At 44.0% G+C, this 9,637-nt stretch carries 7 protein-coding genes; all 7 read right to left on the bottom strand.

The window, feature by feature from the left end:
* Positions 1-2,061: TonB-dependent receptor (locus VNZ46_RS19945; RefSeq protein WP_325561899.1), on the bottom strand; the 2,061-nt coding region annotated here is incomplete at its 3' end.
* 14 nt (positions 2,062-2,075) lie between these two features.
* Positions 2,076-3,056, bottom strand: a complete 981-nt coding sequence (locus tag VNZ46_RS19950; protein ID WP_325561901.1) for a fasciclin domain-containing protein — start codon at positions 3,054-3,056, stop codon at positions 2,076-2,078.
* A gap of 23 nt (positions 3,057-3,079) precedes the next feature.
* Positions 3,080-4,348 carry a fasciclin domain-containing protein gene (locus VNZ46_RS19955; protein WP_325561903.1) on the bottom strand — a complete coding sequence of 423 codons (1,269 nt, stop codon included), beginning with the start codon at positions 4,346-4,348 and terminating at the stop codon, positions 3,080-3,082.
* A 23-nt stretch (positions 4,349-4,371) separates the two neighbouring features.
* Complete coding sequence (locus VNZ46_RS19960; RefSeq protein ID WP_325561905.1) at positions 4,372-5,442, bottom strand: fasciclin domain-containing protein; 1,071 nt, start codon at positions 5,440-5,442, stop codon at positions 4,372-4,374.
* 24 nt (positions 5,443-5,466) lie between these two features.
* Positions 5,467-6,675: a hypothetical protein gene (locus VNZ46_RS19965; protein ID WP_233173569.1), complete on the bottom strand. Its 1,209-nt coding sequence runs from the start codon at positions 6,673-6,675 to the stop codon at positions 5,467-5,469.
* A gap of 5 nt (positions 6,676-6,680) precedes the next feature.
* A complete protein-coding gene (locus VNZ46_RS19970; RefSeq protein ID WP_325561908.1) occupies positions 6,681-8,402 on the bottom strand; it encodes a DUF4397 domain-containing protein in 1,722 nt (573 codons plus the stop codon).
* A 2-nt stretch (positions 8,403-8,404) separates the two neighbouring features.
* Positions 8,405-9,637: TonB-dependent receptor domain-containing protein (locus tag VNZ46_RS19975; RefSeq protein ID WP_325561910.1), on the bottom strand; the 1,233-nt coding region annotated here is incomplete at its 5' end.

Below are 9,637 nucleotides of genomic sequence, written 5' to 3' on the forward strand. Positions count from 1 at the left end.
AACAAAGGGTTTCTGATCGGCCTTCTGATCAAAGCCTCCATAACTGTTTCCGGTGTTGTAAAAGGCATAGGCGATCCAGACCATAGGGATTCTTCCGGTAAACAGGCCTGCTCCTCCACGCAAGATCAGGCTTTGATCGCCAAACCAGTCGTAACGAAAACCTACTCTTGGAGACAGTTGCACCTTATTCAGGTATTTGTTCCGGATCCGGCTTAATGGCGTATAACTATAGGTATTGCCAAAATAAGGATCGGCCAGGGCATTCTGGACCTTATCACTCAGTTCAGGCTTTTCCGGAAGGTCGGTCATATCGGCCCTTAAGCCTGGAATCACTTTCAGTTTATCGGATACCCGGATCTCGTCCTGAACATAAGCACTGTACATGTTTACATTAAAAACTGCGCCCGGGTTGGCCAGGATATCCTCCCGGTTGTTGTTGCTATAGTTATAAGCCCCGCGCACCCGGTAAGGGTTGTTGCTTAAATAGTCTTCTATGCTCAGGTAGTCTACCCTGCCGTTCCAGGCGTTCACAAATCCGTAATTGATCTTGTAGAGTTCATTGTGGGTACCCATGGTCAGGGTATGTTTGCCCAGGTTCCAGCTCAAATTCGCGGTAAGCTCCAATGTCCGCTGCTTCATATTAAAGATGCTCGCTTCCCTATCAGTACCCAGATAAATGGTGGTGCCGGGGCTGCGCCCGGCAATCTGTACTTGCGGCAGGCTTGGATCGCCCAGAGGATTTCTGGAGTCGTTTACACGGGTATAACCCACCAATAAATTGCCTGAAAGGCCATGCTCAAAACGGCTTTTGAGTTCCGCTACCGTAGAGCTCTGGTTGTTCTTCTGTAAAAAGCCCATGCTGCTGAAGCGGAAATCCTGTTGGTCGCGGTCCATATGAGTGGCCTCGGAAATGATGGTATTGTTCCGTACCGCCAGCTGGTGGTGGTCATTGATGTTCCAGTCCAAACGGTTAAAGAACTTATGCGATTTGGAATAGGTGTTGAAATCCCCGGCCGTACCTGCTGCCATCAGCTTAGAGCCACTGATCGCATCAGCATCGGCAAGGCTCAGGATCCGGGCCGTCTCTGCCTCTCCGGCTTTCAGTTGTGCAGGATCCTGTCTTTTGGTGATCTCTTCATTGCTGAAGAAGAACAACTTATTTTTGATCAGCGGAAAGCCGATGCGAAAGCCGCTCTGATAATCGTAAAAATCGCTGTTCATTTTCCCTAGTGTACCCACGCGGTCCTTACCGGTCAGGGCCGCATTACGGCCAAAGCCATATACAGATCCACTTAGAGTATTGGCTCCGCTACGGGTAACGGCATTTACCGATCCCCCGGTAAAATTGCCGATCTTCACATCATAGGGCGCAAGATATACCTGCATGTCTTCTATCGCATCCAGCGAGATCGGGTTGGTTCGGGTGGAGCTTCCGGCCATGCCGGAGGTACCCGACTGTCCGCCCAGAGATGGGCTGAAGCCAATCGCATCGTTATTGATCGCCCCGTCTATGGTCACGTTGTTGTAGCGGAAGTTCGTCCCGCCAAAACTATTGTCCTTGGTGGCCTGCGGTACTAACCGGGTGATATCGGTAATGCTTCTGGACACGGTGGCCATATTGCGCACCTGATCGGCACTGATGTTCTTGCCTGAACCAAAGGTACTGGCCTGTGCTCCTCTTTTGGTTGCTTTGATCACCACTTCTCCCAGTTGTTGTGCCTGGTCTTTCAATGCAAAGTTCAATAGGATCGAAGCCCCTAAACGGATCGTGATCCCTTCTTTTTTATCGGTATTCATGCTGATCATCGCCGCTTCCACGGAATAAGGTCCGCCTATACGCAAATTGGGCAGATAATAACGTCCTTTCTGATCTGCTGAAGTGGCATAACGTGTACCCGAAGGCTGGTGAACGGCAATTACCGTAGCCCCCGGAAGAGGTTGTCCAGTAGCATCAAACACAGTACCATTCAAAGTACCGCTGGTTTCCTGTCCCATTGCTGCAAACGGCAGAAACAGAATCAGGAATAAAAATATTTTGTGAAGTATATTCTTTACTATCATCTCTAAAATCTTAATTACTGTGTGATTTTCAACATACTGGTAATGGTGTGTACTACGCCGTTTCCTGTGAGCTGATCTCGCCGATCCAATTGCACCATAGCTGTATTCCCGGTTCCCAAAAGTTCTATCCCGATAAAGGCACCAGCCACCTGTGGATCAGGCTTTAATTTTACCTGAACAGAATTGCCGTCCAGCATGGACTGCTCACTTTTACCTGAGCTTCCTGTACTCAATATATAATCATATACAAACCTGCGGTCGGCAATGATGTGATAACGCATTAAACGAAGCAACACAGCGGGGTCCATTTGATTAATGGCCTCAACAGAACTCAACCCAAAAGCTGTCATAGCCGCATTATTTGCTGCAAATACAGTATAGGGGCCCTTTCCATTTAAGGTCTCTATCAGTCCTGCACGCTGTAAAGCCTGATAAAATAAAGTCAGATTCCGGTCAGATGCAATTGCATCTGTTACATAACTATAGGTATAGGGTTCCAGCACCCGGTCAATTACCTGAATCAGTCCATTGGAAGCTTTTATATTTTGCGAGAGCACTCTTGAACCATTGATGGTTAATACCGTATCTGGTCCTTTAACCCAGTGGGTAACAAAAAGCTTTCCGCCATTGGCAGATTTGATTTCCTGGTTGAACAAAAAAGGGAGTTTATTAAACTCATATCGTCCGTTTAAAATGTGGTAATTCATAATAGCAGAAATTCTTGCCGGAACTGCAGACAGAATACTGGTCGTGTTTGGATAACCTGCCAACCTGAAAGCTTCGTCTGAAGGTGCGATAGCTGTAAATGGCCCTTCCCGATCGATCTGTTTAGCCAGGCCAGTGCGTACCAGGGCCGTATTGAAAACAGATAGGTTAAAGTTATCTGCAATAATGGCGCTGATCTTACTGTTGTCTCTCACATCATCCTTTGTCTCCTTTTTACAGCCAAATACAATAATGGTCAGGAGCAGGAGTATATATTTAAAATTCTTCATCTTTCTTCTTAAAACTTGTGCGGTTAATATTTAAAATCCTTTGGTGGGATCAAACGGTCAACCACATGGATTGGCCCCATCAGTGTGTTGATGTCCTTTTCTATGACTGCCGCTGCCGGATAAGGTGATTCTTTGGCTTTAACAGTTACACGTCCATTGGCATCAAGACCGAAATCCAATGGCATTTTATAGATCGGTAAATTGCCATCATTGGAAGTGGTTAGCGTATAATTTCCCAGCAAACGGTTGTTCAGATCGTTTGCATAAAAAATATCCGGCATAGGAAGTCCTTTTCCGACCATATTGTTGTATGGCTCAAACAGCCTTCCCCAACGGTGCATCGTGAGCAAGGTATCTGTTACATAACCATTGCCTACCGCTTCGTAGGTATCCCAATCAAAATAAGGGAGTGGAGCACGGCTGTTCAAGGTCATCAGATCATCTATATTTTTAAAGCCGGCCTGATGGAAAGCTTCATCTGTTGGCGCAAAAATGGAGGTAAACCGAATGTTAGGACTGCGATCTGAATAAGAATAAACAGATAGTCCAGTCTTGAATTTAGCGCGGTCAACCATGCCCCCCATGGCCTCGTCCCAGAGCTCATCAGTTTTCTCCATAATACCAATGTACATTCCAAAACGGCCATCTTCTTTTAAAACCTCATAGATGGTTTTGGTTGGCTTTTTCAAAAGCTGATCTATAGGCCACAGCATACCATTCTTTGCTTGAGTAGGTACCGCACTACTTCTCTTTTTGTTATTGATATATAGGTCTGAACCAAAAACATTTAGGTATTGTCTGTAGGCATACACGTCCGTCAAATACAGGTTCTCATACCCAAACACTCTTAGGTACGGATTGGACAGTAAAGACACTCCAATGGTATTTTCACCTCTGGTACTCAAAGTTTTGGCGTCTATTGCACCGATCAATGTATGGTACAACAATATGCTGTCCAGGAGCTCAGAAGGGGTTTGATTGATGAACTCCTGCGTAAGTCCACCCGCAACGCATGCTGCATCTGTGGGTACCAGCAAAGTAAACTGGGCTTTACTTCCCTTTTTTTCCAGAATACTGTTCATATTGCTTTTTTTCCAGGCCGCTTTAAACAGGGTATATGGAGAGGCCTCGAGTACTTCTTTTAATGTAATTGTAAGGTCCTGGGTAGGAATCTTTGCGCCCTCCACCTCTGGTTGGAATTCCTTTTTCCTACAGGAAACCAAGGATAAAAACAACATGCAAATGGCAAGTAGTTTTAAGGCATTCCCAGCTTGATATAATTTTATATTCATCTTTTTAATGCAATTAGATCCTGTTAATTATTTTTTAATGCTTGCTCTGGCAGAATCAACAGGCCCTGAAGGTCCTGTACAATCCCATTATCCGTTAAATTATCTATACCGATCTGGGAGTTCCCTCCAACCCGGGAAACAATTTCATAAGGATAATTTTTCATTGTCCTGACTTCCATGCTGTAAGCCGTATTTTGATAATAAGCACCGGCAGCCCCACCTATTGCCATATAATAGGTATCGTCCTCAATCTGACGGTTATACCCGCCATCATTATTAATTTGAGCAATGACATAGAAATCTGAAATGAAGAAATGTTTTTTACGGAATATATAGCTTCCAAATAAGCGGGCGCGCATATACCTGTCCGGATTTAAGCTCTCCATCACTTCTTCGGTAAGTCCGGCCGCTTCAAAAACCTCATTTTTGGGTGCGAACACGGTATATGAGCCCTCAGTGGCCAGCTCATCCCAATATCCGAACTTCTTTAATGCGCCTACAAAAATACTGTACTGTGCATGTGTAGCCAGCCAGCTTTGTACCGTTGTCTTAGCCGTCGACTTCATTACCCGTTGCAGAACAAACAGGTTCCCGTTTGCAATGGTTACATCTTGTCTGGTAACATAAGACCCGTTAAAAAAAATCATGGATGGTTTGCTGCCGCTAAAAACGGAAGTAAATAGCTCCGTTCCGGCAAGCGTATGATACCGGACATCAATGCCATTCGCCGGAATATCCCTAACCAGCAGCCTGCGATCAAGGATATGCCTTTCAACCAGAAACTTCAGGGTGTCGGGGTTCATCTTGTCAAAATCTGATGGCCTGTTAATCCCCATAATATGAAAAGCATCATTACTGGGTGCAAGTATGGTGAAAGGGCCTGTACCATTTAATTTTTGGGTCAAACCTGCTTTTTCAATGGCAGCTGAAAAGAGCGACAGGTCATAATTATTTTTAACAAAGTCGGCCGCAGGCCTGAAACTATCATTGAGTTTGTCGATTTCCAGATCGTTATGTTTACAGGAATTGAAACTCAATACCAATAACATGGAAAGGAGAAAAAGACATGTATTACCTATTCTTTTGATGTTCATTTGTTTGCGCTTTTAATTAGGTCCTTAATAAATTGGAGGTGCATACTTTCTTTGAATAGTAGTGAGGTAAGCACGCCCATTTACAATTTCAATGGTATTTACCGTTGCGAAGGAACGTGGGTTATATTTACCAGAATGGATATTGACAATCATATTGGGTAAACTGACCGCATTTTCCATTCCGGGCTGGGGTGTTTTACCAGACATAAAGCAGTTTACCGAAGCCCAGTTGTTGTCGGTGAGCGGTGTATACTGACCATAAGGGTTATTGGTGAGGTCCATTCCTTTAGCAAAAAAATCGAAACGCTGCCACATCTCTGTATGGATGCCATCAGAAGTACCATCGGCAAATAAAGGAAAACTAAAGTATGGGCTCACTTCAAGCACCTCTGAATTCCGCTTTAAAGTAGTCAGATATTTTCCTCCATAGCCAGGGATTCTTCCGGCCGGCAGCGGATTTGAATTTTTATACAGGGATAAAAAGATGTTCATTTCATCTCTGATCCCGTTACCCAGGGCTCCCATGCCATAAGTCGTACCTCCTTTTGCTTCGTTATCTGCCTCCCAATAGCCTTTAGAACTCATGTTGTAAAAGTTCACATAGATAAGGGAGTCGGAAAGCGGTAGCTTTTGAAAGTTTTCTTTTCTCAGATAAATTCCATTTTTCCTGGATTGGTAATCTTTCTGCAAGACATGCAAAGTATACACTTCTTTACTGTCCAGTACGATGGTCGTATCAATCAGCACATTCTTTTTAAGTTTGGTTTCCAGATCAAAGAAAGGAATCTCATTTTTTGGACGAAACATAAAGACAATACGGTGTTTACCTGAGGGGACCTGGGCCCAGCTGCTCAGATCATAACCGTTTAGTACCGGACCAACCAGAACATTTTCCCGGCCGGGATATTCGGGATTGTTTTTAGTCGTTCCACTACCCACATGTGATGGATAAGGAGGTGCATAAGGTTCACGCTGATCCAGGAAATCACCTTTGATTGCTGCATGTGTTGGAACACCATCCTGCCCGATTTCAGGGTCGATCAGCATGGTTAAAAATGGTAACAATTCATCTTTATTGTCTATTCCTATCTTATAGTTAAGGTTATTAAAAACCCTTAAATAGGCCGGGTCATCAATCTTTTTATACTCTACTTTCGAACAGCCTGCCATAAAGAAAAGCAGGGCAACGGAAGCAAACGCCAGGATATTTTGAATTTTTGATCTTAACATCATCTGTTTTATTTGGTATGTTTCAGAATAATCATTTTAGCTTTTTGACCACCGGGTGCCGAGGGCTTGGTACTCCCCACCAGTGCAATGGTATAAATGCCTGGCTCATGGTTTGGTAATCCGCCACGCACATACAATTCTGGTCGGGCAACCAGGTCTTTTCCTTTGATTACCGGAATGTCACTTGCCCAGCTCCCCGGAACCACCGTTGGTGTAGAACGATAAGCCATCACCTGGTAAGGCGCTTCTTCCGGCAGAATCTGTATATAAGGATATTCTATAGGAAAAATTCCAGGCCTGATGTTATTGGAGGCATTGGGATTGGTGTTATATTTATCTACAAAGACCTGCCCGTTGCCCTTTGTAAATGTTAAATAAGGTAAATCCGGACATAAATTAAGGAAACGCAATCCAAAAGGATAATCCAGTTTATTCCTTGCATACGTTCCATCATCAGTCGCGTCTGTTCGCGGGATCATATTACTTAAATCATTCGGTACCGAAACGATGGTCGCTTTACCGTTTGCATCTGGATAAAGCCACAAACTAAAATTGGTATTGGCATCCAGCTTCAACTGTGTGCTGGCCAATACAGTGCCTGCCGCATCTTTTGCTTCGATGTTATAAGTCCCCGTAATATACTCCTGGTATTCTGTATGGCTTGTATAGGCAAGTGCACTGCCCAGGACTTTGCTGTTCATCATTATCTTAACCCCATCCACGCCAGGCAATACATTTATAGCCTGAACCCTTGCATAAGTATTGTTAAGCGGCTCACTGATGTCACTGATAATTCGCATACCGTTTTGATAATCTTTGCTCTCTTCACCTGGATTACCCGATAAATAAGGTGTCCTAAAGAAATAGGGAGATATCACAATGGTATAAATCCCTCCCGGTGCATAGCTTTTAAAAGGTGTATAGGTAAGATTGGTATTTACAGGTGGCCACCCCGTGTTACCCGGAATGGTCGAAGTAGCTGGAAAGATCAGGTCGGAAGATACGCCTGGTACCTGGATTCCTGCAGAAGTCAATACTTTAAGTTGCGCCGTCGTATAAGATAATTCGACGTATTCTGAATATTGACCGGGCGGAATGTTACTGGTTTTATTACTTATTGGTGTACCGTCTGCCCAGGTCAGGGTCATTGGACCAACCAGATTTTCCATTCCATTTATGGCTACGGTAGAGGAAAGGTTCAGTATCCTGATCTTAAATTTTGCAGGGTCAGATGGGGAGGCTACAGATCTTGGAACTTTAATGAATTGCTGAACCGGGGTCCCTCCTGTACGGTTGGAAACCAGCGCGTAATAATCTACAGGCTGCTGTCCGTCTTCCTGGATATCGAAATTAATCCTGTCCTGAACACCAAACTCAGAGATATCTTCGGCCAGCAGATGCGCTTTTCCATTTTTCAATAATTCCTGGGGGATGTTCCAGGTGGTCCCTAAACGGCCATCGCTTGGGAAAAACTTGGTGCCGGGATAAATTTTCAAAGGCTCTGCCAGGGTGCGTACCACATAATTTGTAAGTGTGTCGCCACTCATAATTACCTGGTTAAATTTACCCAGGTTAATTACCCGTACAGCGGAATTTTTACGGGCATCAGTAATATCACGATTATCGTATCTAAAATCCTGTTTATCCTTTTTACAGGCACTGAATGCCAGCAGCATACAAAAACCCAGGTTCAAAGGTAAATGCTGTATAAATTTCTTTAATTTCTTCATCTTTAATACAAATTATAGGTGAACCCCATCATAAATTCTGCACCCCTTTTATAACTGCGGTTTAGATATTGGTTACCATACCATTTTCCTCCTGTACCAGGATTGGCGTATACCGTTTGAACGGCAGGGTTTAAAATATTCTTGGTGTAACCTTTAAAAATGATCCGTTTAGACAAGCGTTGGCTGAATACAAAATCCAGTACTGGTACAGGTCGGGTATACAAGTCTGGTTCTCCGGTTAAATTGATCTGGATCAAACGTTCCCCCACCATGTTAAAAGTTCCGGTCAAACTGGTTCCTGATCTCTTATTATCATAGTTCAACCATCCATTTACTGAATATGGGGCCTGTTCAAACAAGGGGCTGTTTTCGGGCGTATGTCTGTCTAAAGAACGGTTGGCTTCCAGTCTTTCCGGTGATTTTTTAATGTCACTTTGTGCAAGCAGCAGGTTAGCACCCATATAAAAATTACGCAACGGGTCCCAGATCCGGCCCAGGTCTTTAACAACTTCTAATTCTACACCCCATACTTTACCCGTATTTGGATCGTTCTCAAATCTGATTGTCGGATACTCCGGATAAGTAGCTGCCAAACCGCTGGTTTGTAAGCTAAACACCTTGTATAGCTGATTTTTAATGCGTTTACCAAAAAGGGAAACTGCAATAACCTCTCCGTTATTCGGAAACCATTCCCACCTGAAATCCAGGTTTTGTGTATATTGATTAACCAAGTTCGGGTTACCCACAACTAAACCCATTTGAAAAGCATCGAATTCAAATACATTGGTAATTTCCCGGAGTTCCGGTCTGGCCAGAGTGGTATTATACCCTGCCCTGAAATTCATATTATCTCTGAAATTATAAGTCGTATTTAAAGAATAATAAGGTTTGAATTTTACTTTATACACAGAGTTCGGACTGGTCAGGGTAAGTGGTATATTGGTTCCGGGTGCCGTTAGTGCAGGATCCAGGAACACCCCAGAAGTATCTACCGCCGATTGAATATTGGTAGATTCAAAACGCAACCCACCGGTAAGTCTTAAATCTTTAGTTAATTTCAAATCCAACATGGCATAACCTGCTTTGGTTTCAAAAAAGCCGGTATAGTTGTTCGGGGATTTTTGACTGTTGTATAAAAATCCGCCAATTGGACTTGCACCTTCTCCCGTACCTGCCGTTGGGGCATGAATACCTATGATCTCGGGCCCAACCAAACGATCCAGATTACCAGATAC

The organism is Pedobacter sp. (assembly GCF_035566355.1).
GTDB lineage: Bacteria > Bacteroidota > Bacteroidia > Sphingobacteriales > Sphingobacteriaceae > Pedobacter.

What these genes read in the sequence shown, in the direction of transcription:
- VNZ46_RS19970 (WP_325561908.1), bottom strand. Translation starts at nt 8,402, where the DNA reads ATGAAGAAATTAAAGAAATTTATACAGCATTTACCTTTGAACCTGGGT.
- VNZ46_RS19950 (WP_325561901.1), bottom strand. Translation starts at nt 3,056, where the DNA reads ATGAAGAATTTTAAATATATACTCCTGCTCCTGACCATTATTGTATTT.
- VNZ46_RS19960 (WP_325561905.1), bottom strand. Translation starts at nt 5,442, where the DNA reads ATGAACATCAAAAGAATAGGTAATACATGTCTTTTTCTCCTTTCCATG.
- VNZ46_RS19955 (WP_325561903.1), bottom strand. Translation starts at nt 4,348, where the DNA reads ATGAATATAAAATTATATCAAGCTGGGAATGCCTTAAAACTACTTGCC.
- VNZ46_RS19965 (WP_233173569.1), bottom strand. Translation starts at nt 6,675, where the DNA reads ATGATGTTAAGATCAAAAATTCAAAATATCCTGGCGTTTGCTTCCGTT.